Source organism: Enterobacter sp. KB-221C9 (assembly GCF_041320715.1).
Taxonomy (GTDB): domain Bacteria; phylum Pseudomonadota; class Gammaproteobacteria; order Enterobacterales; family Enterobacteriaceae; genus Enterobacter; species Enterobacter asburiae_D.
In genome coordinates this window covers 195,072-218,298 of record NZ_JBGIWG010000008.1, presented here as the reverse complement: position 1 = coordinate 218,298, position 23,227 = coordinate 195,072, and the positions used below count along the sequence as shown (strand labels likewise).

Sequence of the window (23,227 nt, the reverse complement as noted above, 5' to 3'; positions counted from 1 at the left end):
CATGTTTTAACGAAGGTCATCTTAACGGGCAATACGCCATCACGCTGTAAAGAAGTGTCGCGCCAGGTTTACTCCTGGGTATAGCCGTAGTCGTAATGGCTATATCCCGAGTTGTAATAGAGCGCAGCCGATTTCAGGATATCATTGAGGATCGCGCCATTTACCTTCACGCCCATCCGTTCCATACGCTTCAGGCTAGTCGCGATCTCTTTAACGCTGGTTTTACCAAAGCGGGCGACCAGCAGCGTGGTGGCTGCAGCTCTGGCTATCAGCAAGGCATCCGTCACGGCAAGCACAGGCGGAGTGTCGACAATCACGATGTCATACTGCTTTTCAATCTGCGATATCACCCCCTGGAAGCGTTCACTCATGAGCAGCTCAACGGGATGCGAAGGTTGGGGTCCGCAGGTCAGTACATCAATTCCACCTTTCTCGAAGCGTTGAATCGCCTCCTGCCACTCAACGGCGCCTCCGAGCACGCTGGATAATCCCCGATGATTGCTCAGTTTGAAAACATTGTGGACATAGCCCTTGCGCATATCCGCATCAATAAACAGCACTCGCTGTCCGGCCTGAGCGGCAATCGACGCCAGTGAAGTACTGACCAGCGTCTTTCCGCAGTCCTGCGTGGGGCCAGACACCACGACGATCCGGTTTGTGGCATCCATCATGGTAAAATGCAGACTGGTGCGCAGCCCGCGTACCGCCTCGACGAACATATCTGCCGGACGGTGAACGGGCAGAAAAGGTATGTTCGACGTCCTGTGCTTCCAGTGGGAAGCAAACAGGTTTTTCCTGCGCAGGTGCGTTTTTTTCCAGAGCCACACCGAGCGCGGGAGCGTCGCCAGAAGCGGTATCCCCTGCGCTTCCAGTTGTTCAGACGAGGTAATACCCCGCTTAAAGGCTGAACGCACCAGGACCGTCCCTGCAGAGAGCATCAACCCCATCAGCATACCAAATGCGATAATGAGCCCTTTGCGCGGTTTGATTGGGTCTGGCTGCGTCACCGCTGGATCAATAATCCGCACGTTTCCAATAGCGCTGGAGCGCGAGATACTCAGCTCTTGCTGACGCGTCAGCAACTGTAGATATATGGTACGCCCGGATTCAACGTCACGACTCAGGCGTAATATTTCCTGCTGCGTGGAAGGCATAGATGAGACGCGGTTATTCAGACGCGCGCGCTCCCGCTCAAGCGTTTGTTTCTTCTCGCGTAAAGCACGGTAGGTGGGATGGTCCTTTTTGAAAAGCTGGGAAACCTCCGCTTCGCGGAACGTCAGCTCGTTAAGCTGATTCTCCACGTTAACCACCTGATCAAGGACTGACTTCGCCTCGAGAGATAAATCGACAGAATCACGCTGCTCTCTATAGGCATTCAGTCGCGCTTCGGCTTCATCCAGTTCATGGCTGATCTTAGGTAGTTGATCCTGTAAGAACGTAAGGCTGCGCGAATCTTTCGCTTCCTGGCGCGCAATATTCTGACTGAGATAATATTCAGCAATCGTATTAAGCACCGCGGCGATCTTGCCGGGATCTTCACCCGTTAACGTTAATGCGATCATACCGCTCTGTTTCGCCGACTCAACTACCGTAAGCCTGTTCTGAATGGCGTTGATCGCATCAAGCCTGGTGACGGTTTCGAGGGTAAACTGGGTGCCGGGTTCTGCGCTGAGGGATGTCACCAGAAGCGATATTCCATCTTTAACCAGCGTTTTCCCCACAACGCCGTCGGCTTCAAACGTATTTCCCTCAAGACGATACCGCCCTTGCTCCCGTACGGTGAGTAAAAGCGTTTGCGGCTTACCTTCCAGAAGAGGAATAGCCAACGCGCCAATCGTTATTTTATCGGATTTACGTCCCAGCACGTTTTCCCATAACGCCCCGATGACAGGGAACACGCGCCGCTTAACGCGGTACGTCATCCCTAACCGATCGACGGTTTCTCCCAGGATCATCCGTGATTTAAGGAGTAAAAGTTCTGGCGCAACATCTGGTGAGAGATCGGACCCGAAAGAGGCCAGGTCCTTGAGCAGCGAGTTATTCTGTTTCGCTTCAACCTGAACCAGAGCATCAGCCTGATAAACTGGCGTGGCGCTGAAGGCGTAGATCCCCGCACATAACGTGATCAGGAGCGTGACGCACGCGATCATCATCCGGTGATCAAACATCTCAGCAAGCAGCTGAAGTAGATCGATCTCATTATTCTGCGGCGTCGCAGCACTATATTTTTCTAATTTTGAAGACGACATTACTGCTTCATTCCTTGTTGACTCAAACGACGAGCCCATTCCTGACTGGCTTTTCCCAATTGCTCGAAAACATATTCGAAGGCTTCACGACTTTTATGATACGGGTCGGGAATATCCCTGGTTTCCAGCCATTGTCCAAAGAGCAGCGATTTACCCCGGTTCTCGGGGGACATAGTGGCAATGAAACGGAGGTGTTCTGGCTCCATCACCAGAATCAAATCGGACTTTTGCAACAGGCTGCGCGTCACCTTGCGGGCAACATGCCCTTCCAGCGAAACGCCATGACGCCTGGCGACAGCCTGCGCAGCCGCATCCGCCGGGCGTCCTTCCAGTCCAAAAATACCAGCCGAGGTCACCTGCTTGCCGGGTAATAACTGCCGCAACAGCCGCTCACCAATCGGTGAACGACAAATATTGGCGGTGCACACCACTAAGATTGACTGGAACATTACTGCGGCCACGATCTGATGTAACGAACGGTTTCGGTCAGGTCATGGACGCCGCTGATGGTAGGCACCAGCTGGGTGATCACGCGATTCCAGCGCGATAACGGTGCAGTGGTGACGTAGACAATGTCATACGGTTCCAGCTGGAATTCCGTCCCCAGCACCATGGCTGACGCATCTTCCGCATTCAGTTGATAGATATTGGCAATTTTGTCCGTGTCGCCTTTTTTAGATACCTGCCGAATAACAAAAATGCCGGTTGCATCGGCCATGTTTTGGTTAAGCCCTCCGGCATTCCCCAGGGCTTCGGCCAGCGTCATGCCGCTGCGATCCATCTTAAGCGTGCTTTGCTTAACTACCTCGCCCATCACGAACACTTTCAGGGCGTCGTTACGGGGAATAAACAGGATATCGCCCGGATAAAGCAGCTTGTTTTGAGTCAAATCGCCATGCTGCATCAGCGCATAGAGCGAAAGGCGGGAGTCCTGGCCACCATGCGTCAGCACAACGTTACGCCAGTCGGCATCCGCAGAAAGACCGCCAGCGGCGTTGACCGCATCCATCACCGTCAGCGGAATATTAGTGATGGGCTGCTGGCCCGATTTTTCGACCTCTCCGGTGACATAGGCTTTTTGGGAACGGAAGGCGGCAATGCTGACGTCCACCTGCGGGCTCTCAATGACCTTATCCAGCCGAGCTGTAATTTCTTCACGGACCTGTGAAACCGTTTTACCCGCCACCCGCAGTTTACCAACGTAGGGATAGAAGAGCGTACCATCGGCGTTGACCCAGTTGCCGGCATCGCTCGCACTACGATATTGTCCCGCGGGCGTCGTTAATTCTGGGTGATCCCATACGGTGACCGTAAGGATGTCGCCTGTGCCAATACGGTATTCCCAGTTTTTGATCTGCTCATCCAGATTAGGATTTGCCTGAGATTTCGATACGGTCGGGCGTAGCTTTTCAATCAACCCCGGCGTCAGAGGAAAAATTTCGACGCGCTTATCAAGCTGATAATTAGCGTCTTCCACAGCAATGACTTTTTTTCCGGATACACTCAAACTCTGGCCGGGGGAAAATACACACCCTGTCAACTGACTGACAGTAAGAAATAATAGCGAAAATGCAGTTGTAGTTTTCATTTATATAAATATTTCTTTTTAACGTTGCGTTTATCGTCAAGCCTGCAAAGAGGATCAACATAAATCATTGAAATTTAATTAATTATTATTCTGCAATATTGAGTTCTGGCATGATAAAACGCACCCTATCCGGTCTCTTAAAAAACAACGGTCTTGTAAAAAACGGAAGTAAGCGCGCTTCATCCGAAGACGATATTAAATCTTCTTAAGTGGGAAAGCATTCGCATAGCAGTGTAATTTTGACGCGGGAAGTTATTTTCAGAATTGATTAATGAAATTATAAATTTTAAAAATATAAAACACATACAATATTCACCATGCCGATAAATATCATCCCATTCGACTACACAAAACCGTCCACTTTTGTTACATTTTTTTTCAAACATCACCTGCGTTGATACTTAAAATGGACTGTCTGCTCCGCTTTGCACGACCCGCAGACGAAAAGTATCTGTAACGATATCACTGGAGAAAAAATGGCTAAGCGTAAATTGCTGCTTCTGGGTGTATTACTGTCTCTGGCGGGATCCGCATTCGCAGCCCCGCAAACGGCCGCTGCGCCATCTGGCATCAAGGCCTATGAAGAACAAGAGTTCATCGCTGACTTTACGAAATTCAAGATTGGCGACACGGCACCGGCGCAGTATCAAACGCCGGAGTACACTATCAAACAGTACCAGCTGCGTAACCTGCCGGCTCCGGATGCCGGAACCCACTGGACCTACATGGGTGAGAACTACGTGCTGATTGGCGATGCTGATGGCAAGATCTACAAAGCCTACAATGGAGATATTTTCTATCACCGCTAACGCAATTCTGATTCGCCCCTGGCAGGAAAGTGACCGCCCTTTCCTGCGCACGCTCTACCTCCACGCCCGGCGCGTTGCCTGGCCATGGCTGGACAGTTCTGACTGGCAGCTTGAAGATTTTGACGCGGCAACCCGTGACGAAGTGATTTGGGTTGCTGTTCAGAACGGCCATCGCCTGGGGTTTGCCTCCGTCTGGGCGAACGATAATTTCCTGCACAACCTGTTTGTTGACCCGGGGTATCAAAGCCTCGGAGTCGGGCATGTGCTCCTGGAGCAGGTTCAGAAAACGTTTACCAGTACGGGCTCGCTTAAGTGTCTGGTGAAGAATGCGCGGGCTATTGCGTTTTACCAGCGACACGGCTGGCACATTGAGGCGACGGGTAATTCTCCGGACGGAGAGTATTATCTGATGCACTATCGGTTGGGTTAAAGTCGGGTGGCGGCTTCGCCTTACCCGACCTACGTGACGGTGCCATTTGTAGGCCGGGTAAGCGAAGCGCCACCCGGCAATTCGGAGCTGAGGAATTACACCGCGCGGAACGCGATTTCACCTGGGATGATTTCGCCCTGCCAGTAGAGCTGCGCCGCAACGCGACCCGCCAGCTGGCGATACATTTCTGCAAATTCGCTGTCCGGACGGCTGACCACCGTCGGCTTTCCGCTGTCCAGATCTTCACGCAGGGTAATGTGCAGCGGCATCTGTCCCAGCAGTTGGGTATGATACTTCGCGGCCAGTTTTTCTGCGCCACCCGTACCGAAGATAGGTTCGTGGTGACCGCAGTTGCTGCAGATGTGCATGCTCATGTTCTCGACGATACCGAGCACCGGCACTTCCACCTTCTCGAACATCACGATGCCCTTTTTGGCGTCGATCAGCGCGATATCCTGCGGCGTGGTCACGACGACCGCCCCCGTGACCGGAATGTTTTGCGCCAGCGTCAGCTGAATGTCACCGGTGCCCGGCGGCATGTCCAGCACCAGATAATCCAGATCCGGCCACATCGTCTCCTGCAGCATCTGCAGCAGCGCCTTGCTGGCCATCGGACCGCGCCAGACCATGGCGTTATCGTCGGTCACCAGATAACCAATGGAGTTGGTCGCCAGACCGTGCGCCATGATTGGCGCCATGTGCGTGCCGTCCGGCGAGGTTGGGCGCTGGTTTTCCGCGCCCAGCATGTTCGGAATAGACGGGCCGTAGATATCCGCATCCAGAATACCGACCTTTGCCCCTTCCGCCGCCAGCGCGAGCGCCAGGTTTACGGCGGTAGAGGATTTCCCTACCCCGCCCTTGCCCGAACTCACGGCGATGATGTTTTTCACGCCGTTCACGCCCGGCTGGTTTTTCACGCGCTTCAGCGTAGCGATGCTGTGGCTCAGCTTCCAGTCAATGGCTTTTGCGCCGGTAATGCGCAGCAGCTCAGAGCTGGTCTGCTCTTTCAGCGCGTCAAAGGCGCTGGTCCAGACGAACGGCATCTGCAGCTCAATGTGCAGCGTATCGTCCAGCCAGGCAACGTGGTGTAACGCTTTCAGCGTAGTGAGATTGTGCTTCAGGGTTGGATGCTGAAAGTTAGCCAGCGTCCCGGCGACCATTGCTCGTAAGGCTTCCGGTGATTTGGCCTGGGATTGAGAACTCATCCCGACTCCTTTGTTCTTGTGAATAAGACCTTAGAAGAACAAGTTTACCTGAAAGGCCGTGGTTTGTGCTTACTTAATAATGCCCCTTTTGGTAATATCAAAAACCCTTTTCACAGTTAAAAGAAGTAATGCCTACTATGACTCAAGTCGCGAAGAAAATTCTGGTAACGTGCGCACTGCCGTACGCCAACGGCTCAATCCACCTCGGCCACATGCTGGAGCATATCCAGGCTGATGTCTGGGTCCGTTACCAGCGAATGCGCGGCCACGAGGTTAATTTCATCTGTGCGGACGATGCCCACGGCACGCCGATCATGCTGAAAGCGCAGCAGCTGGGGATTTCCCCGGAGCAGATGATTGCCGAAATGAGTCAGGAGCATCAGACTGATTTTGCTGGCTTTGACATCAGCTATGACAACTATCACTCCACGCACAGCGACGAAAACCGCGAGCTGTCGGAGCTGATCTACACCCGTCTGAAAGAGAACGGTTTTATCAAAAACCGCACCATCTCTCAGCTGTACGATCCGGAAAAAGGCATGTTCCTGCCGGACCGTTTCGTCAAAGGCACCTGTCCAAAATGTAAATCCCCGGACCAGTACGGCGATAACTGCGAAGTGTGCGGCGCGACCTACAGCCCGACCGAGCTTATCGAGCCGAAATCCGTGGTTTCCGGCGCCACGCCTGTGATGCGTGACTCCGAGCACTTCTTCTTCGACCTGCCGTCCTTCAGCGAAATGCTGCAGGCGTGGACCCGCAGCGGCGCCCTGCAGGAGCAGGTAGCGAACAAAATGCAGGAGTGGTTCGAATCCGGCCTGCAGCAGTGGGATATCTCCCGCGATGCGCCGTACTTCGGCTTCGAAATCCCGAACGCACCGGGCAAATATTTCTACGTCTGGCTGGACGCGCCAATCGGCTACATGGGCTCCTTCAAGAACCTGTGCGACAAGCGTGGCGACACCGTCAGCTTCGACGAATACTGGAAGAAAGATTCCACGGCCGAGCTGTATCACTTCATCGGTAAAGATATCGTTTACTTCCACAGCCTGTTCTGGCCGGCGATGCTGGAAGGCAGCAACTTCCGCAAGCCAACCAATCTGTTCGTACACGGCTACGTGACGGTGAACGGCGCGAAGATGTCCAAGTCCCGCGGAACGTTCATCAAAGCCAGCACCTGGCTGAACCACTTCGATGCGGACAGCCTGCGCTACTACTACACCGCGAAGCTCTCTTCCCGCATCGACGATATCGACCTGAACCTGGAAGATTTCGTGCAGCGCGTGAACGCGGACATCGTCAACAAGGTGGTGAACCTGGCGTCCCGTAACGCGGGCTTTATTGCCAAGCGTTTTGACGGCGTGATGGCGGCTGAACTGGCTGACCCTGCCCTGTATAAAACCTTTACCGACGCGGCAGCCACCATTGGCGAAGCGTGGGAAACCCGTGAATTCGGTAAAGCCGTGCGCGAAATCATGGCGCTGGCCGACCTGGCAAACCGCTATGTGGACGAGCAGGCACCGTGGGTGGTGGCGAAACAGGAAGGTCGCGATGCCGATCTCCAGGCCATCTGCTCCATGGGCATCAACCTGTTCCGCGTGCTGATGACCTACCTGAAGCCGGTTCTGCCGCAGCTGGCAGCGCGTGCTGAAGCGTTCCTGAACACTGAACTGACCTGGGATGCAATGGCGCAGCCGCTGCTCGGCCACAAGGTGAACACCTTTAAAGCGCTGTACAACCGCATCGAGATGAAGCAGGTTGAAGCCCTGGTGGAAGCATCTAAAGAAGAGGTGAAGGCGGCTGCGGCACCGGTTACCGGCCCGCTGGCAGACGACCCGATTCAGGAAACCATTACCTTTGACGATTTCGCCAAAGTCGACCTGCGCGTGGCGCTGATCGAAAACGCGGAATTCGTGGAGGGTTCTGACAAACTGCTGCGCCTGACGCTGGATCTGGGCGGCGAGAAGCGTAACGTCTTATCCGGCATCCGTTCTGCGTATCCGGACCCGCAGGTGCTAATTGGTCGTCAGACCGTGATGGTCGCCAACCTGGCACCGCGCAAAATGCGCTTCGGCATCTCTGAGGGGATGGTGATGGCCGCGGGCCCTGGCGGGAAAGATATCTTCCTGTTAAGCCCTGACGAAGGCGCGAAGCCTGGCCAGCAGGTGAAATAACAAAAAAGCCGGAGAGTGTCTCCGGCTTTTTTTATGGCATTTTGTTTTCTCCCTCTCCCCGTGGGAGAGGGTCGGGGTGAGGGCATCAGGCCGCCCCCATTCCGCAATCACCCCTTCGGGTGATGCACCCGGTGGGTCAGCCCGCGCAGGAAATTACGCAGGAACTGGTCGCCGCACTCGCGGTAATTTTTGTGGTCCGGCGCGCGCATCATGGCGGTCACTTCCGGCACGGATACGCGGTATTTTTGCTCCGTCATGATCGCCACAATGTCGTCCGTTTTCAGCGAGAACGCGATGCGCAGCTTTTTCAGCACCGTGTTGTTGTTCACGCGACGCTCCAGCGCCAGCTCTGGCGCAGACTCATCTTTGCCACGCTTGTCGTAAATCAAACCGTTCAGGAACCCCGACAGAATAATGTCCGGGCAGCGAACAAAGCCCTCTTCATCTTCTTTGGTCATCCAGGTATCGAAACCTGCAGACGTGGCTTCCATATCGGACAACGCAAGAATGCGCACCATGTCGTTATTGTTTGCTTTCAGGGTGTAGCGCAGGCTACGAAGAATGTCATTACTAATCATGAGTGCCTTTAACTGTCGATGTTGCAATGGCGCGCAGTGTACCAGCTTTACAGGCCAATCGCCTCTTTCAAACTCTTCAGATAGCGACGGCTGACGGGTACCGTTTGCCCGGCACGCAGCACCAGCTCGGCCTGGCCGTTATCTTCCAGGCGGATCTCCTTCAGGTGCGCCATGTTCACCAGATACTGGCGATGGCAGCGGATAAGCGGCGTACGGCTCTCCAGCGTGCGCAGGGTCAGTTCGGTAAACCCTTCGTTCCCTTCCGCGCTGGTGACAAACACCCCGCTCAGGCGGCTGCTGACGAACGCCACATCATCCATCTGCAAAAGATAGATCCGGCTGTGCCCGGTGCAGGGGATAAACTTCAGCGGCTGCTGGTTTTCCGGCAGCAGCGTAACGTCCTGTACGGTTCGCTCCTGGCGTAAACGGGTGAGCGTTTTTTCCAGACGCGTCTCTTCAATCGGCTTGAGTAAATAGTCAAACGCGTGCTCCTCGAAGGCCTTAACGGCATATTCGTCGAACGCCGTCAGAAACACGATGTAGGGGCGATGCGCCGGGTCGAGCATGCCGACCATCTCCAGCCCGCTGATGCGGGGCATCTGAATATCAAGGAACAGCACGTCCGGGCGCAGTTTGTGCACCGCGCCGATGGCCTCAATCGCGTTCGCGCACTCCCCCACAATCTCAATATCAGGCTGCTCCTGCAGCAGAACGCGCAGGTTTTCCCGTGCCAGCGGCTCGTCATCCACAATCAGCACTCTTAACATGCGTTTTCCTCCAGCGGCAGTCGTACGGTAATACGGGTAAATCGGTCTGGCTCGCAGGCGACGGTAATACCGCAGTCGTCGCCAAAATGCGCGCGCAGGCGTTTATCCACCAGGCTCATCCCTAAACCGCCGGAGGCGGAAGGCTGGTAAAGCCCGGCATTATCTTCAATATCCAGCACCAGATGGTGATTAAAACGGCTGGCGGCAATGGTTATCTCCCCTGTCCCCAGAAGCTGTGACGTGCCGTGTTTAATGGCGTTTTCGACAATAGGCTGCAGGGTAAAGGCCGGAAGATGCTGATGCGCCAGCTCGTCCGGAACGGAGAGCGTCACCTGCAGGCGCGACTGGAAACGCGCCTGCTCGATCTGGAGGTACGCATTCACGTGCTCAATCTCATCGGCGAGGGTGACGATCTCCGACGGCCGTTTCAGGTTCTTGCGGAAAAAGGTCGACAGAAACTGCACCAGCTGCGCGGCCTGATCGCTGTCGCGGCGGATCACCGCTTTAAGCGTGTTGAGGGCATTGAACAGGAAATGCGGGTTGACCTGGGCATGCAGCAGCTTAATTTCGGACTGCGTCAGCAGCGCTTTCTGCCGTTCATACTGCCCGGCGAGAATTTGCGCTGACAGCAGCTGGGCGATCCCCTCCCCCAGGGTGCGGTTGATCGAGCTGAACAGACGGTTTTTCGCCTCATACAGCTTGATGGTGCCCATCACACGCTGATTTTCCCCGCGCAGCGGAATCACCAGCGTGGAGCCCAGCTTGCACTGCGGATGCAGCGAACAGCGGTAAGGCACTTCGTTACCGTCGGCATACACCACTTCACCGGTTTCAATGGCGCGCAGCGTGTAGGCTGAGGAGATCGGTTTACCCGGCAGATGATGATCGTCCCCTGTGCCGGTAAAGGCCAGCAGCCGCTCGCGGTCGGTTATGGCCACCGCGCCGATATCCAGCTCCTTGTAGAGCACCTGCGCGACCTTCATGCTGTTCTCTTCGTTAAATCCCTGCCGCAAGATCCCTTCGGTCGAGGCAGCGACCTTTAGCGCCGTGGCGGAAAACGCCGAGGTGTACTTCTCAAACATGGCGCGCTTGTCGAGCAGAATACGCATAAACAGCGCCGCGCCCACGGTGTTGGTTACCATCATCGGGGCGGCAATGCTGCTGACCAGGTGCAGCGCATCCTCAAACGGACGGGCAATGAGCAGAATGATCGCCATCTGCGCCATTTCGGCCACAAAGGTAATCGCACCAGCGGTGAGCGGGCTGAAGACTTTATCCGGGCGGCCGCGTTTGATCATGTAGCTGTGCACCAGCCCGCCGAGCAGCCCTTCCACGATCGTGGAGATCATGCAGCTGAGCGCCGTCATCCCGCCCATGGAATAGCGATGCAGTCCCCCGGTTAAACCGACAAGGCCACCGACGACGGGACCACCCAGCAGTCCGCCCATCACCGCGCCGATCGCGCGCGTATTGGCAATAGAGTCTTCGATATGAAGACCAAAATAGGTCCCCATGATGCAGAAAATAGAGAAGGTGACGTAGCAGAGCAGCTTATGCGGCAGACGTACGGTGACCTGCATCAGCGGGATAAACAGGCGCGTTTTGCTCATCAGCCAGGCAATGACAAGAAACACGCACATCTGCTGAAGCAACAGCAGCACCAGATTAAACTCGTACATACTCAAAACCGCACACGCTAAAAACGCGTAACATACACTGATGCGGGTTTACTTTCTTTGAAGCATCCCAAAAAAGCGCAAAATCGTGTCCGTTATCACACCTTTTTCAGAATATCGCACATGCTTCGCATTGTTTGTTCAAAAATCAACCAATCCTTCCTGGTTCGCCAAAGTGAGTCTACAGTTAAGCTGGGGACGCGTAAGCCAGGGGGCGAATATGGCGCTTTACACAATAGGTGAAGTGGCACTCCTTTGTGATATCAATCCCGTTACCCTACGGGCGTGGCAGAGACGGTATGGATTACTCAAACCGCAGAGGACCGACGGTGGGCATCGCCTTTTCAATGAGGCCGATATCGACCGCATTCGTGAAATTAAAAGCTGGATCGACAACGGGGTGCAGGTCGGCAAGGTGAAGTCCCTGCTGAGCCACGACGATCCGGACACGCATCACCTCTGGCGCGAACAGCAGGAAACCCTGCTGCGACTCCTGCAGGCGGGCAATCTTCAGCGCCTGCGCGCATGGATAAAAGAACAAGGCCGTGATTATCCGGCACAGACGCTGATCAACCACCTTTTCATTCCGCTCCGTCGACGCCTGCAGTGCCAGCAGTCCACCCTGCAGGCGCTGCTCAGCATGCTCGACGGGGTGCTGATCAACTACATTGCCGTCTGCCTTGCCTCGGCGAAGAACAAAGCCGGAAAAGATGCGCTGGTGGTCGGCTGGAACGTGCACGATACCACCCGCCTGTGGCTGGAAGCGTGGATTGCGACCCAGAAGGGCTGGCGCGTGGATGTCCTGGCGCACTCGCTGGCGCAGCTTAAGCCCGAGTTTTTCGACGGCCAGACCCTGCTGGTCTGGTGTGGTGAAGTGCCCTCCGCCACGCAGCAACAGCTGCTGACGGAATGGCGCGAGAATGGTTACCCGGTTTATTCCCTTGGCCCGGATGAGCCATAACGGCATTTAATGGTTCATTAACAGCTGCGCTTCACCGTATAATTGTTCCGTTAACAACAGGAGCACATGATGAAGGCAACCAAACTGGCCATTATTACCCTTTTTGTCCTGATGGCCGTGAGCGGTATCGGCGGCGTGATGCTGGCAGGATATTCGTTTATTGTTCGCGGCGGTGTCGGCTGAGGTACAGCGCCAGCCGCTCAAAAAGGCGATCGACGACGATTGCCGCCAGCGCGACCAGCACCGCCCCCTGCACAATATAAGCCGTATTAAACCCGCTCAGGCCGATAATAATCGGCGTTCCCAGCGTATTGGCACCTACAGTTGACGCAATGGTTGCCGTCCCGATGTTAATAATGACCGACGTGCGGATCCCGGCAATGATAACCGGTGCCGCAAGCGGCAGTTCAACCTTGCGCAGCCGCTGGCCTCGACTCATCCCCATCCCTTCAGCCACGCTCAGCACCGACGCCGGTACCGCCGCGAGGCCCGCCAGCGTGCCCTGCAGCACCGGCAATACGCCGTATAAAATCAGCGCAATAATGGCGGGCTGCTGGCCAAAGCCCATCACCGGAACCGCTATCGCCAGCACCGCCACCGGGGGAAACGTCTGACCAATGGCCGCTATCGTCTCCACCAGCGGACGAAACTCCTTGCCCGCAGGCCGCGTGACGGCGATACCTGCCCCCACCCCCAACACAACCGCGATGGCGCTTGAGAGCGCCACCAGCCAGAGATGCGCCAGGGCGAGATTAATAAAGCTCTCCTGCTGATAGACCGGCCGCGGCAGCCCGGGAAAAAGGGTATTAAACAGCGCCGCGCTGTGAGGCATCAGAAGCAGTAAGGCGATAAAGAGCGCTACCAGCCAGAGGAGCGGATCACGCAGTGCCTTCACGCGTCACCTCCCCGGCCAGCAGATCGCGAAAATGTAAGGTTCCGCACGGCGCCCCGCCGGAGTCCGAGACGGGCAATACCTCGCACTGGCGCGCGACAAATGCGGAGAGAGCATCCCGCAGGCTCATCTGCGCCTGCAGCGGTTCGCCGCTCACCGATGCCTCCTCCCGACGCATATAGTCGCTGACCGTCCGCAGGGAGAGCAGCCTCACGCCCAGCTCGCTGCGGCCAAAAAACTCGCGCACAAAGTCGTTCTTCGGCCATGTTAATAGCTCAAGCGGCGAGCCCTGCTGCACCACTTCGCCATGATCCATCAGCACCAGATGGTCGGCCAGGCGCAGCGCTTCATCAATATCGTGCGTCACGAGAACGATCGTGCGTCCGAGAATGCGGTGAATGCGGGTCATCTCTGCCTGTAGCGCCCCGCGCGTGACCGGGTCCAGCGCACCGAAGGGTTCATCCATCAGCAGCACCTGGGGGTTGGCCGCCAGCGCGCGCGCCACGCCCACGCGCTGCTGCTGGCCTCCGGATAACTGATGAGGATAGCGGTCGCGCAGCGCGGGCTCTAACCCCAGCAGAGACATCAGTTCATCCACCCGGTCAGCGATTTTTGCCCGCGACCATTTCTCCAGCTGCAGCACGGTGGCGATGTTCTGCGCCACCGTCCAGTGGGGAAAGAGACCGATAGACTGAATGGCATAGCCCATCCGACGGCGCAGCTCCAGCACCGGCAGGCTGCGGATCTCTTCTCCCGCAAAGCGGATCAACCCGCTGTCATGCTCAACCAGCCGGTTGATCATCTTCAGGGTGGTGGATTTTCCCGAGCCCGAGGTGCCAATCAGCACGGAAAACGCGCCCTCGGCAAAGTTGAGGTTCAGGTGGCTCGCCGCCGGGCGACCTGCAAAGGTTTTACTGACATCATGAAATTCAATCATTGGCTCTTCTCCTGAGCAGCGCGAGCCATAAGGCAAACAGCGCGTCGACGACAACCGCCAGCGCAATCGTGGGAACCACGCCCAATAACACCAGATCGAGCGCACTGCTCAGCAGCCCCTGGAACACCAGCGCGCCAAAGCCGCCCGCACCAATCAGCGCCGCAATCACCGCCATGCCGACGGTTTGTACCGCCACCACCCGCAGGCTGCGCAGCAGCAGGGGCAGCGCCAGCGGGAGCTGAATTTTCCAGAAACACTGCCGTGTGCTCATCCCCATCGCATGGGCGCTTTCAAGCACATCCGGCGCGACCTGGCCCAGGCCCGCGACCACGCCGCGCACCAGCGGCAACAGCGCATACAGCACCAGCGCGATGAGCGCGGGCGTTAACCCCGTTCCGGCTATGCCGAGCGTTCCCAGCGCCGGAAATGACTTCACCAGCCCGGCCAGCGGGGCAATCAGCAGGCCAAACAGCGCAACGGAAGGAATGGTCTGGATAACGTTGAGTACGGCAAAAACCCCGCCCTGGCGTGAAGGATGACGATAGCACCACATGCCCAGGGGTATCCCGAGCAGGAGCGCCGGAAAGAGCGTGCCGAAGAGGATCGTCAGGTGTTGCGCCAGGGCATCATCAAATACCTCCTGACGGTTGGCGTACTCTTTTAACAGCGAGAGATTGTTCAGCTCACCGCTGAACAGCAGGAAAAGTGGAATGCACCATATCTGCGCGTTGAGCACCCAGCGCCAGACGGCGCTGGAGATGAGTCGACGAATGGCATCGCTGCTTGCCAGCAGGCACAGCGCCAGCCACAGCCAGAGGCCGCTGCCCACCGTGGTTCTCGCCAGCGGACTTTCCGCCGACGCCATATGCGTCGCCGCCTGTCCGGCCCCCCAGAACAGGATGATAAACAGCCCTTCCGCGAGGAGCAGCGTCAGCCACTGCGCCGTACGCCCTTGCCAGAGCGATAGCGCCACCCACGCGCCCAGCGCCGCCGCCAGCCACCACGGCGTGAACGCCCACACTTCCCAGAGATAGCGCCCTTCCCCTGACATCAGGCGGTTAGGGGCGACATTCACAAACGGCAGCGCGACTGCCGCGATGGCCACGCAGGCCAACAGCAGCAGTACGCGGTTATGACATTTTATTGGCACAGCCCTTTCCCGTTACTTCACAAGCCCTTGTTGTTTCAGGAAGTCAGCGGCCACTTTCTTGGCATCCAGCCCCTCGACGGCAATGCTGGCATTCAGCTGCTGCAGCGTTTTTTCATCCAGCTTTTCGAAGACCGGCTTAAGCCAGTCGGCAATCTCCGGATAGGCTTTCAGCACCGACTCACGCACAACCGGAGTCGGGGCGTAAATCGGCTGTACGCCCTTAGGATCGGTCAGGGTTTGCAGACCGAGCGCCGCAACCGGGCCGTCGGTACCGTAGGCCATGGCCGCGTTAACGCCAGAGGTTTGCTGCGCCGCCGCCTTGATGGTCACCGCAGTATCCCCGCCCGCCAGAGAGAGCAGCTGCGGCTGGTCGAGCTTGAAGCCATAGGCTTTTTCAAACGCGGGCAGCGCGTCAGGACGCTCGATAAACTCCGCGGACGCCGCAAGCTTAAAGTCGCCCTTCTCTTTCAGGTAGCGGCTGAGATCCGCCAGCGAGGTCAGCTTACCTTTCTCCGCCACGTCCTTACGCACCGCGATAGTCCAGGTGTTGTTGGCCGGGGCCGGGGTCAGCCAGACCAGTTTGTTCTGTTCCGCGTCGAGTTTTTTGACTTTTTCATACCCGGCGTTAGCGTTTTTCCAAGCCGGATCGTTTTCATCTTTGAAGAAAAACGCGCCGTTGCCGGTGTATTCCGGATAGATATCCAGCTCGCCGGAGGTGATCGCGCCGCGCACGACGGGCGTGGTGCCAAGCTGGACTTTATTGACGGTTTTCACGCCGTGGCTTTCCAGCACCTGCAAAATAATATTGCCGAGCAGCGCCCCTTCGGTATCGATCTTTGAGCCCACTTTTACCGGCTCCGCCGCCTGTAGCGGCAGACTCAGCGCCGCCAGCAGCATCGCAGATCCCAACATCCCCTTTGCCATCGTCATTCTACTATCCTCATTTATTTTGCTGCCTTTTTCAGAGGCTTGAGAGAAAAGCGTAGCTTAAAACGGCCGAATTAACCGTCAAAATGCCTTTTTAGCATAAGGTAAGACGCATCCCCCGCAGAACGGGGGATGCAAAGGAGAGAAAGGTTACAGCAGCTCGAACTCGCCTTTATTCACGCGGGCGGAATCCACGCCGATAAAGACGTTAAACTTGCCGGGTTCCGCATCGTATTTCATCTGCTGGTTCCAGAACTTCAGCGCATCCACGTCAATCGGGAAGCTGACGGTTTGGGTTTCGCCAGGCTTCAGGTTGACCTTCTCGAAGCCGCGCAGCTGCTTCACGGGACGGCTCATCGACGCGGTGACATCCTGAACGTACATCTGAATCACCGTCGCCCCTTCGCGCTTGCCGGTGTTGGTCACCTCAACGCTGGCGGTAACTTTGCCGTCACGCTTCAGGCTCGGTGCCGACATTTTCACGTCAGAGACCTTGAAGGTGGTGTAGCTCAGGCCGTAACCAAACGGATACAGCGGGCCGTTAGCTTCGTCGAAGTAACGAGACGTGTACTTGTTCGGCTTGTCGGCGTTGTACGGACGACCGGTGTTCAGGTGGCTGTAGTAGACCGGGATCTGCCCGACGGAGCGCGGGAAGGACATCGGCAGCTTGCCAGACGGGTTGTAATCACCAAACAGCACGTCGGCGATGGCGTTACCGCCTTCGGTACCGGCGAACCAGGTTTCCAGAATAGCGTCAGCCTGCTGATCCTCTTTCACCAGCGCCAGCGGACGCCCGTTCATCAGTACCAGCACCAGCGGCTTGCCGGTGGCTTTCAGGGCGGCGATCAGATCGCGCTGGCTCTGCGGAAGGGTGATATCGGTACGGCTGGAGGCCTCGTGCGCCATACCCTGCGCTTCGCCCACAACCGCCACAACCACGTCAGACTGCTTCGCGGTATTCACCGCCTCGTCGATCATCTCCTTCGGCGTGCGCGGATCGACCTTCACCGCCTCCTCGTACTGGTTGAGGAAGGTGACGATGTCTTTATCGTTGGTGACGTTCGCCCCTTTGGCGTACACCACCTTCGCGTTATCACCCACGGCACTCTTGATCCCGGTTAGCACGGTCACGGACTGATCGGCCACGCCCGCGGCAGACCAGCTGCCCATCACGTCGCGCTTGCTGTCGGCCAGCGGGCCCACCACGGCAATGGTGCCGGATTTTTTCAGCGGCAGCGTGTCGAGGCGGTTTTTCAGCAGCACCAGACTTTCGCGCGCCACTTCACGCGCCTCTTTGCGGTGCAGACGGCTTTCGGCGTTGGTATCTGCCGGGTCAGAATCCTTCGGCCCCAGGTGGCTGTATGGATCGTTAAACAGCCCCATGTCGTATTTCACGTTCAGCACGTGGCGCGCGGCATCGTCCAACTCCGCCATCGTGACCTTGCCGCTCTTCACCAGCCCCGGCAGGTATTTGCTGTAGTACTCGTCGCTCATGCTCATGTTGATGCCGGACTTGAGCGCCACGCGCACGGCGTCTTCCGGATCGGAGGCGGTACCGTGTTTGATCAGCTCTTTAATCGCGCCGTGGTCAGAAACGGTGATGCCTTTAAAGCCCCACTGGTCGCGCAGCACGTCTTTCAGCAGCCAGGAATCGGACGTCGCAGGCGTGCCGTTCAGCGAGTTCAGCGCGACCATCACCGCACCGCTGCCCGCATCCAGCCCTGCCTTGTACGGCGGCATGTAGTCGTTGAACAGGCGCTGCGGGCTCATGTCGACGGTGTTGTACTCTTTGCCGCCCTCCACTGCGCCATAGGCCGCGAAGTGTTTGACGCTGGTCATCACCGAGTAGCGGTCTGCCGGGCTTTTGCCCTGCATCGCTTCCACCATGGTTTTCCCCATCGTGGCCGTTAAATACGTATCTTCGCCAAAGCCTTCCGACGCACGGCCCCAGCGCGGATCGCGCGAGACGTCCACCATTGGCGCCCAGGTCATGTTCAGGCCGTCGTCCGCCGCTTCATAGGCCGACACGCGCCCGACGGTTTTCACCGCGTCGAGGTTAAAGGAGGAGGCTAAGCCGAGGCTGATGGGGAAGACGGTTCGCTGGCCGTGCAGCACGTCATAGGCGAAGAATAACGGAATTTTCAGGCGGCTGAGTTCCATCGCCTGATCCTGCATTTTGCGGATATCCTGACGGGTGACGGTGTTAAAAATCGCCCCCACCTGGCTCTCTTTAATCATGTCACGGATGGCCTCTTTCGGGTTATCCGGGCCGACGCTGATAAGACGCAGCTGGCCGATTTTCTCATCGACCGTCATTTTCTTGAGCAATTCCGTGACAAACGCGTCCCGTGCTTCAGGCGTGAGCGGGTGATTGCCAAACAAATCCTCTGCCAGCGCAGGTTGCAGCGCCAGGCTGACGGCGACACCTACAGAACATAGCCATTTCATGTCGTTTTACTCTCTCATCAATAACCGCCGGACGATCTCGGCCATACCGTGCGAAAAGCGCAGTGTGCCATAAACCCTCAGAACGTTGCAGGGTTATTCTCTGATTTTTCTCGTGAATACTCGACCGCTTAACAGTTAATCGCGCTATGCTTTAAAACGAGAAATTTGCCCCACCACAAGGAGTGGAAGATGTCTTCTGTTCGAACAAACGATAACACGACTTTTATTAACGAACTGTCGCGCCTGGTTGGCTCCTCTCACCTGCTTACCGACCCGGCCAAAACCGCCCGCTACCGTAAGGGCTTCCGCTCCGGTCAGGGCGAGGCGCTGGCCGTGGTGTTCCCCGGCACGCTGCTGGATCTGTGGCGCGTCCTGAGCGCCTGCGTCACCGCCGACAAGATTATTTTAATGCAGGCCGCCAATACCGGCCTGACCGAAGGCTCTACGCCGAACGGCAACGATTACGATCGCGACATCGTGATTATCAGCACCCTGCGCCTCGACAAGCTTCACCTGCTGGATAAAGGCGAGCAGGTGCTCGCGTTCCCCGGCACGACGCTCTACTCCCTGGAAAAAGCGCTTAAGCCGCTGGGCCGTGAGCCGCACTCGGTGATTGGCTCCTCCTGTATTGGCGCCTCGGTGGTCGGCGGGATCTGCAACAACTCCGGCGGCTCGCTGGTGCAGCGCGGCCCGGCCTACACCGAGATGTCGCTGTTTGCCCGTATTGACGAAAACGGCAAGCTGACGCTGGTGAACCACCTGGGGATTGATCTCGGCGTGACGCCAGAGCAGATCCTCAGCAAGCTTGATGACGATCGCGTGAAGGACGAAGACGTGCAGCACGATGGCCGTCATGCGCACGATCACGACTACGTGACCCGCGTGCGGGATATCGACGCGGATACGCCTGCGCGCTATAACGCCGACCCGGACCGCCTGTTTGAATCCTCCGGCTGCGCCGGGAAGCTTGCCGTTTTTGCCGTGCGTCTGGATACCTTCCCGGCAGAGAAAAAGCAGCAGGTGTTTTACATCGGTACCAATCAGCCTGAGGTTCTGACGGAGATCCGCCGTCATATTCTGGGGGAATTTACCCATCTGCCGGTAGCGGGCGAGTACATGCACCGGGACATTTACGACATCGCCGAGCGTTACGGCAAAGATACGTTCCTGATGATCGACAAGCTCGGCACCGACAAAATGCCGTTCTTCTTCACCATGAAGGGCCGCACCGACGCGATGCTCGAAAAAGTGTCGCTGTTCAAACCCCACTTCACCGACCGCTTTATGCAGAAGCTGGGCAACGTTTTCCCGGCGCATTTACCGGAGCGAATGAAAGCCTGGCGTGACAAGTATGAGCACCATCTGCTGCTGAAGATGGCCGGAGACGGGATTGCCGAAGCGCAGACCTGGCTGACTGAATTTTTCAAAACCGCCGAAGGCGATTTCTTTGCCTGTACGCCGGAAGAAGGCAGCAAAGCCTTCCTGCACCGTTTTGCCGCCGCAGGCGCCGCCATCCGCTATCAGGCGGTGCATTCCGAAGAGGTGGAAGATATTCTGGCGCTGGATATCGCCCTGCGCCGTAACGACACCGAGTGGTTTGAGCACCTCCCACCGGAAATCGACAGCAAGCTGGTGCATAAGCTCTATTACGGCCACTTTATGTGTTATGTCTTCCATCAGGATTACATCGTCAAGAAAGGGGTCGATGCACACGAACTGAAGGAGCAGATGCTCGCCTTGCTGCATGAACGCGGCGCACAATATCCTGCGGAACACAACGTCGGGCATCTTTATAAAGCCCCTGACGCACTTAAGCAGTTTTATCGCGAGAATGACCCTACAAACAGCATGAATCCCGGGATTGGTAAAACAACGCGGAAGAAATACTGGAAAGAGAGCGAAGATGCGGAGCAGCGCATAACGCAAGCGTCTGATTAATTCCTACAGCCAAATTTGAGAGATTGTTTCGCGCGCCTTAATCGTAATAGAGTGACTCTCTGACGCCGGAGTAACGTTTCTCCGGCATTCTATAACGAGGAGCAGGCACATCATGTCGGCTGTTGATGTTTTATCCGAGACCGAACTGGAAGTGCGCGATGCCCTTCCCGATGATGTGCATGCCATCGCCGCGATCTATGCCTGGCATGTGCTTCACGGGCGCGCGTCATTTGAAGAAGTTCCCCCCACCGTTGATGAAATGCGTCAGCGTATGAAAAGCGTGGCTGAGAGCGGTTTACCGTGGCTTATCGCGCTGTATCGCGGCATCGTGGTGGGCTACTGTTACGCCACGCCTTACCGTCCGCGACACGCCTACCGCTATACCCTGGAAGAGTCGATTTACGTGGATGCCAGCATTACCGGGCGCGGTTTTGGCTCGGCGTTAATGTCTGCGCTGATTGAACGCTGCGAACAAGGCCCGTGGCGGCAGATGATTGCCGTTGTGGGAGATGGCAACAATAATTCAGGCTCGCTGCGGCTGCATAAAAAGCACGGCTTCGAGATTGTCGGCCAGCTGCGCAGCGTGGGGTATAAGAAAGGCGACTGGCGGGATACGGTGATTATGCAGCGCCCGCTCAACGATGGAGACTGGACGCTGCCGGAGTAGGCGCTTTCGCCCGGTGGCGCTTCGCTTACCGGGCCTACGTGTCGAGGTCTTTGTAGGCCGGGTAAGGCGAAGCCGCCACCCGGCGCTGACAAACGGCTCAGTCGTTCTGCGCCGTCGCCATCTGTTCCGCTTTCTGCTTTTTATACGTCAATGCTGCGGCCGGAACGGGCTGCACTTTCCCGGTCTCAATCCAGGTTCGCAGGCGGCTCGCGTCCGCAAAGTGCGTATATTTGCCGAAGGCATCCATTACCACCAGCGCCACCGGCTTACCGTTAAACACCGTGCGCATCACCAGACAGTGTCCTGCCGCGTTGGTAAAGCCGGTTTTCGTTAACTGAATATTCCAGTTATCGCGGTATACCAGATGGTTAGTGTTGCGGAACGGCAGCGTATAGGCCGGGTTAGCAAAGGTCGCCATCTCTTCACGGGTGGTACTGAGCTGACCAATCAGCGGATACTGTTTGCTGGCAATCAGCAGTTTCGTCAGATCGCGGGCCGTTGAGACGTTGTTGATCGACAGACCCGTCGGTTCAACATAATGCGTATTGGTCATCCCCAGCGCTTTGGCTTTCGCGTTCATCGCGCGGATAAAGGCGTCGTAGCCGCCCGGATAGTGGTGCGCCAGGCTCGCCGCCGCACGGTTTTCAGACGACATCAGCGCCAGCAGCAGCATATTTTTACGGCTGATTTCACTGTTCAGACGCACGCGAGAGTAGATCCCTTTCATCTCCGGCGTGTGGCTGATATCCACTTTCAGCTTTTCATCCAGCGGCAGATGGGCATCAAGCACCACCATCGCGGTCATTAATTTGGTAATCGAGGCGATCGGGCGCACCAGGTCCGGGTGGCTGGCGTAGATCACCTTATTGGTGTTGAGATCAACAATCATCGCGCTACCGGACGCAATTTGCGGTTGGGCAGCGGCGGCGGTCACCGCGGGCGTTTTAGCGACGGCCGGCACGGCAGCGGACGCGCCCAGCAGCAGCGCCAGGCTAAGTAAAGAGACTCGGAATTTCAGCATGGTGAGACTTCTGATAATTATTCACGCACGTCATGACGTACACCGCCTGTATCAACGGATAAACACAGGCTGGCTTCGGCATCATAGCGGTCACCGGACGTTGTCGCCAGCGGATAATCGTGAACAGATGCTGCATTGCTGGCATTTACGCCAGCAATGCAGTGAACTCAGAAGAGACGGTATCCATAACCCCAAAGAATAACCGTCAGCGCCAGTAGTGCCTCCAGCACCAGCACCCCGATAGCGAGCGTTGAACTGGAAAAACTCAGGCCCTCTTCTTTATTGATATTCAGGAAGGTTGGAACCCCCAGATACAGCAGATAACCGGTGTAAAAGAGGGCAATGGTACCGATCAGCGCGCACAGCCAGACCAGTGGATAGAGCGCAACAATACCGCTTAAGAACAGCGGGGTCGCGACGTATCCGGCAAAGACCATACAGTGCGCCAGCGATGGACGCTGTGGGTAGTTACGCGCCATCCAGTGAATGACGCGCCCCATTATCGCCACGCCCGCCAGCATCAGGCCATAAAAAACGATGGCAAGATAGAGCCCGGTAAACCAGGAAAGCTGAACCACGGTGCCGTCACCGAAGTTCCAGCCGATTTGTGTTGTTCCGATAAAAGCGCATATTACCGGCACCGCAGCCATCAGCAGCACATGATGCGTGTAATGATGCGAGACCGTTTCGTTCTCACTTTTAATGACATGCATTTCACGATCGGGATGGGAGAAAAGTCCCCAGACATGGTTCATAGCGCCCCCTTGTTGTCGGCCCGTCAGCGATACCTTAAGTATAATGCAGGCTTTAGAT

21 protein-coding genes are annotated in these 23,227 nt (G+C 56.6%); 7 read left to right on the top strand and 14 right to left on the bottom strand.

The window, feature by feature from the left end; genetic code table 11:
* Nucleotides 1-68 precede the first annotated feature (68 nt).
* Genes AB8846_RS14295 through AB8846_RS14285 form a run of 3 tightly spaced genes read right to left on the bottom strand, consistent with a single transcriptional unit; the run spans nucleotide 69 to nucleotide 3,837 of the window.
* A complete protein-coding gene (locus AB8846_RS14295; RefSeq protein WP_370732980.1) occupies nucleotides 69-2,249 on the bottom strand; it encodes a polysaccharide biosynthesis tyrosine autokinase in 2,181 nt (726 codons plus the stop codon).
* A complete protein-coding gene (locus tag AB8846_RS14290) occupies nucleotides 2,249-2,698 on the bottom strand; it encodes a protein tyrosine phosphatase (RefSeq protein ID WP_370732978.1) in 450 nt (149 codons plus the stop codon). Before AB8846_RS14290 ends, AB8846_RS14295 begins: the two co-directional genes overlap by 1 nt.
* Entirely contained in the window at nucleotides 2,698-3,837 is a 1,140-nt protein-coding gene (locus AB8846_RS14285; RefSeq protein WP_063143805.1) for a polysaccharide export protein, read from the bottom strand. Before AB8846_RS14285 ends, AB8846_RS14290 begins: the two co-directional genes overlap by 1 nt.
* 476 nt (nucleotides 3,838-4,313) lie before the next feature.
* Between AB8846_RS14285 and AB8846_RS14280 the strand changes: the two genes are divergently transcribed.
* Together AB8846_RS14280 and AB8846_RS14275 are read left to right on the top strand one after the other, a co-directional pair.
* Nucleotides 4,314-4,646: an RcnB family protein gene (locus AB8846_RS14280; protein WP_023336316.1), complete on the top strand. Its 333-nt coding sequence runs from the start codon at nucleotides 4,314-4,316 to the stop codon at nucleotides 4,644-4,646.
* Nucleotides 4,597-5,076: a GNAT family N-acetyltransferase gene (locus tag AB8846_RS14275; RefSeq protein WP_370732977.1), complete on the top strand. Its 480-nt coding sequence runs from the start codon at nucleotides 4,597-4,599 to the stop codon at nucleotides 5,074-5,076. The genes AB8846_RS14280 and AB8846_RS14275 overlap by 50 nt, the downstream gene beginning before the upstream one ends.
* Before the next feature lie 95 nt (nucleotides 5,077-5,171).
* Here AB8846_RS14275 and apbC read toward each other — a convergent pair whose 3' ends face one another.
* Nucleotides 5,172-6,281: an iron-sulfur cluster carrier protein ApbC gene (gene apbC / locus AB8846_RS14270; RefSeq protein WP_029740176.1), complete on the bottom strand. Its 1,110-nt coding sequence runs from the start codon at nucleotides 6,279-6,281 to the stop codon at nucleotides 5,172-5,174.
* Nucleotides 6,282-6,418: 137 nt separating this feature from the next.
* Here apbC and metG point away from each other — a divergent pair, with 137 nt between their 5' ends.
* Nucleotides 6,419-8,452, top strand: coding sequence for a methionine--tRNA ligase (metG, locus tag AB8846_RS14265; protein ID WP_370732976.1), 2,034 nt, complete (start codon nucleotides 6,419-6,421; stop codon nucleotides 8,450-8,452).
* Between the two features lie 107 nt (nucleotides 8,453-8,559).
* On the opposite strand, the gene AB8846_RS14260 is transcribed toward metG, so the two are convergent.
* The 3 genes from AB8846_RS14260 to AB8846_RS14250 are packed head-to-tail and all read right to left on the bottom strand — an operon-like array spanning nucleotide 8,560 to nucleotide 11,476.
* On the bottom strand, nucleotides 8,560-9,030 hold the full coding sequence (locus AB8846_RS14260; protein ID WP_370732975.1) for a DUF1456 family protein: 471 nt from the start codon (nucleotides 9,028-9,030) through the stop codon (nucleotides 8,560-8,562).
* 47 nt (nucleotides 9,031-9,077) lie between these two features.
* Nucleotides 9,078-9,797 (bottom strand): two-component system response regulator BtsR, encoded by a 720-nt coding sequence (gene btsR, locus AB8846_RS14255; protein WP_032658907.1) that lies wholly within the window; start codon nucleotides 9,795-9,797, stop codon nucleotides 9,078-9,080.
* The gene (locus AB8846_RS14250) at nucleotides 9,791-11,476 is read right to left on the bottom strand and encodes a LytS/YhcK type 5TM receptor domain-containing protein (protein ID WP_370732974.1); all 1,686 of its coding nucleotides are present in this window, start codon (nucleotides 11,474-11,476) and stop codon (nucleotides 9,791-9,793) included. Before AB8846_RS14250 ends, btsR begins: the two co-directional genes overlap by 7 nt.
* Nucleotides 11,477-11,693: 217 nt before the next feature.
* On the opposite strand from AB8846_RS14250, the gene mlrA reads away from it, so the two are divergent.
* Nucleotides 11,694-12,434, top strand: a complete 741-nt coding sequence (gene mlrA, locus AB8846_RS14245) for an HTH-type transcriptional regulator MlrA (protein ID WP_063143802.1) — start codon at nucleotides 11,694-11,696, stop codon at nucleotides 12,432-12,434.
* 69 nt (nucleotides 12,435-12,503) lie between these two features.
* A complete protein-coding gene (locus AB8846_RS14240) occupies nucleotides 12,504-12,617 on the top strand; it encodes a protein YohO (RefSeq protein ID WP_008500895.1) in 114 nt (37 codons plus the stop codon).
* On the opposite strand, the gene AB8846_RS14235 is transcribed toward AB8846_RS14240, so the two are convergent.
* The 5 genes from AB8846_RS14235 to bglX all read right to left on the bottom strand — a co-directional run bounded on the left by AB8846_RS14235 (nucleotide 12,592) and on the right by bglX (nucleotide 18,788).
* Entirely contained in the window at nucleotides 12,592-13,329 is a 738-nt protein-coding gene (locus AB8846_RS14235; protein ID WP_370732973.1) for an ABC transporter permease, read from the bottom strand. The genes AB8846_RS14240 and AB8846_RS14235 overlap by 26 nt on opposite strands.
* Nucleotides 13,313-14,263, bottom strand: a complete 951-nt coding sequence (locus AB8846_RS14230) for an ABC transporter ATP-binding protein (RefSeq protein WP_370732972.1) — start codon at nucleotides 14,261-14,263, stop codon at nucleotides 13,313-13,315. Before AB8846_RS14230 ends, AB8846_RS14235 begins: the two co-directional genes overlap by 17 nt.
* Complete coding sequence (locus AB8846_RS14225; protein WP_370732971.1) at nucleotides 14,256-15,413, bottom strand: ABC transporter permease; 1,158 nt, start codon at nucleotides 15,411-15,413, stop codon at nucleotides 14,256-14,258. Before AB8846_RS14225 ends, AB8846_RS14230 begins: the two co-directional genes overlap by 8 nt.
* 12 nt (nucleotides 15,414-15,425) lie before the next feature.
* Complete coding sequence (locus tag AB8846_RS14220; RefSeq protein WP_370732970.1) at nucleotides 15,426-16,343, bottom strand: ABC transporter substrate-binding protein; 918 nt, start codon at nucleotides 16,341-16,343, stop codon at nucleotides 15,426-15,428.
* 147 nt (nucleotides 16,344-16,490) lie between these two features.
* Complete coding sequence (gene bglX, locus AB8846_RS14215) at nucleotides 16,491-18,788, bottom strand: beta-glucosidase BglX (protein ID WP_370732969.1); 2,298 nt, start codon at nucleotides 18,786-18,788, stop codon at nucleotides 16,491-16,493.
* Nucleotides 18,789-18,977: 189 nt separating this feature from the next.
* Between bglX and dld the strand changes: the two genes are divergently transcribed.
* Entirely contained in the window at nucleotides 18,978-20,726 is a 1,749-nt protein-coding gene (dld, locus tag AB8846_RS14210) for a D-lactate dehydrogenase (RefSeq protein WP_370732968.1), read from the top strand.
* 112 nt (nucleotides 20,727-20,838) lie between these two features.
* Nucleotides 20,839-21,393, top strand: coding sequence for an N-acetyltransferase family protein (locus AB8846_RS14205; protein WP_331411894.1), 555 nt, complete (start codon nucleotides 20,839-20,841; stop codon nucleotides 21,391-21,393).
* Nucleotides 21,394-21,490: 97 nt separating this feature from the next.
* On the opposite strand, the gene pbpG is transcribed toward AB8846_RS14205, so the two are convergent.
* Both pbpG and AB8846_RS14195 read right to left on the bottom strand, forming a co-directional pair.
* Nucleotides 21,491-22,414 (bottom strand): D-alanyl-D-alanine endopeptidase, encoded by a 924-nt coding sequence (pbpG, locus tag AB8846_RS14200; RefSeq protein WP_023312453.1) that lies wholly within the window; start codon nucleotides 22,412-22,414, stop codon nucleotides 21,491-21,493.
* Nucleotides 22,415-22,581: 167 nt separating this feature from the next.
* Nucleotides 22,582-23,169: a Yip1 family protein gene (locus AB8846_RS14195; RefSeq protein ID WP_033146018.1), complete on the bottom strand. Its 588-nt coding sequence runs from the start codon at nucleotides 23,167-23,169 to the stop codon at nucleotides 22,582-22,584.
* Nucleotides 23,170-23,227 lie beyond the last annotated feature (58 nt).

Bases quoted from the DNA above. Each gene is read 5' to 3' on its own strand.
- AB8846_RS14275 (WP_370732977.1), top strand. From the start codon at position 4,597: ATGGCAAGATCTACAAAGCCTACAATGGAGATATTTTCTATCACCGCT.
- AB8846_RS14205 (WP_331411894.1), top strand. From the start codon at position 20,839: ATGTCGGCTGTTGATGTTTTATCCGAGACCGAACTGGAAGTGCGCGAT.
- AB8846_RS14240 (WP_008500895.1), top strand. From the start codon at position 12,504: ATGAAGGCAACCAAACTGGCCATTATTACCCTTTTTGTCCTGATGGCC.
- AB8846_RS14260 (WP_370732975.1), bottom strand. From the start codon at position 9,030: ATGATTAGTAATGACATTCTTCGTAGCCTGCGCTACACCCTGAAAGCA.
- mlrA (WP_063143802.1), top strand. From the start codon at position 11,694: ATGGCGCTTTACACAATAGGTGAAGTGGCACTCCTTTGTGATATCAAT.
- AB8846_RS14280 (WP_023336316.1), top strand. From the start codon at position 4,314: ATGGCTAAGCGTAAATTGCTGCTTCTGGGTGTATTACTGTCTCTGGCG.
- AB8846_RS14230 (WP_370732972.1), bottom strand. From the start codon at position 14,263: ATGATTGAATTTCATGATGTCAGTAAAACCTTTGCAGGTCGCCCGGCG.
- dld (WP_370732968.1), top strand. From the start codon at position 18,978: ATGTCTTCTGTTCGAACAAACGATAACACGACTTTTATTAACGAACTG.
- AB8846_RS14220 (WP_370732970.1), bottom strand. From the start codon at position 16,343: ATGACGATGGCAAAGGGGATGTTGGGATCTGCGATGCTGCTGGCGGCG.
- AB8846_RS14295 (WP_370732980.1), bottom strand. From the start codon at position 2,249: ATGTCGTCTTCAAAATTAGAAAAATATAGTGCTGCGACGCCGCAGAAT.
- pbpG (WP_023312453.1), bottom strand. From the start codon at position 22,414: ATGCTGAAATTCCGAGTCTCTTTACTTAGCCTGGCGCTGCTGCTGGGC.
- apbC (WP_029740176.1), bottom strand. From the start codon at position 6,281: ATGAGTTCTCAATCCCAGGCCAAATCACCGGAAGCCTTACGAGCAATG.
- AB8846_RS14195 (WP_033146018.1), bottom strand. From the start codon at position 23,169: ATGAACCATGTCTGGGGACTTTTCTCCCATCCCGATCGTGAAATGCAT.
- btsR (WP_032658907.1), bottom strand. From the start codon at position 9,797: ATGTTAAGAGTGCTGATTGTGGATGACGAGCCGCTGGCACGGGAAAAC.
- metG (WP_370732976.1), top strand. From the start codon at position 6,419: ATGACTCAAGTCGCGAAGAAAATTCTGGTAACGTGCGCACTGCCGTAC.
- bglX (WP_370732969.1), bottom strand. From the start codon at position 18,788: ATGAAATGGCTATGTTCTGTAGGTGTCGCCGTCAGCCTGGCGCTGCAA.
- AB8846_RS14285 (WP_063143805.1), bottom strand. From the start codon at position 3,837: ATGAAAACTACAACTGCATTTTCGCTATTATTTCTTACTGTCAGTCAG.
- AB8846_RS14250 (WP_370732974.1), bottom strand. From the start codon at position 11,476: ATGTACGAGTTTAATCTGGTGCTGCTGTTGCTTCAGCAGATGTGCGTG.
- AB8846_RS14290 (WP_370732978.1), bottom strand. From the start codon at position 2,698: ATGTTCCAGTCAATCTTAGTGGTGTGCACCGCCAATATTTGTCGTTCA.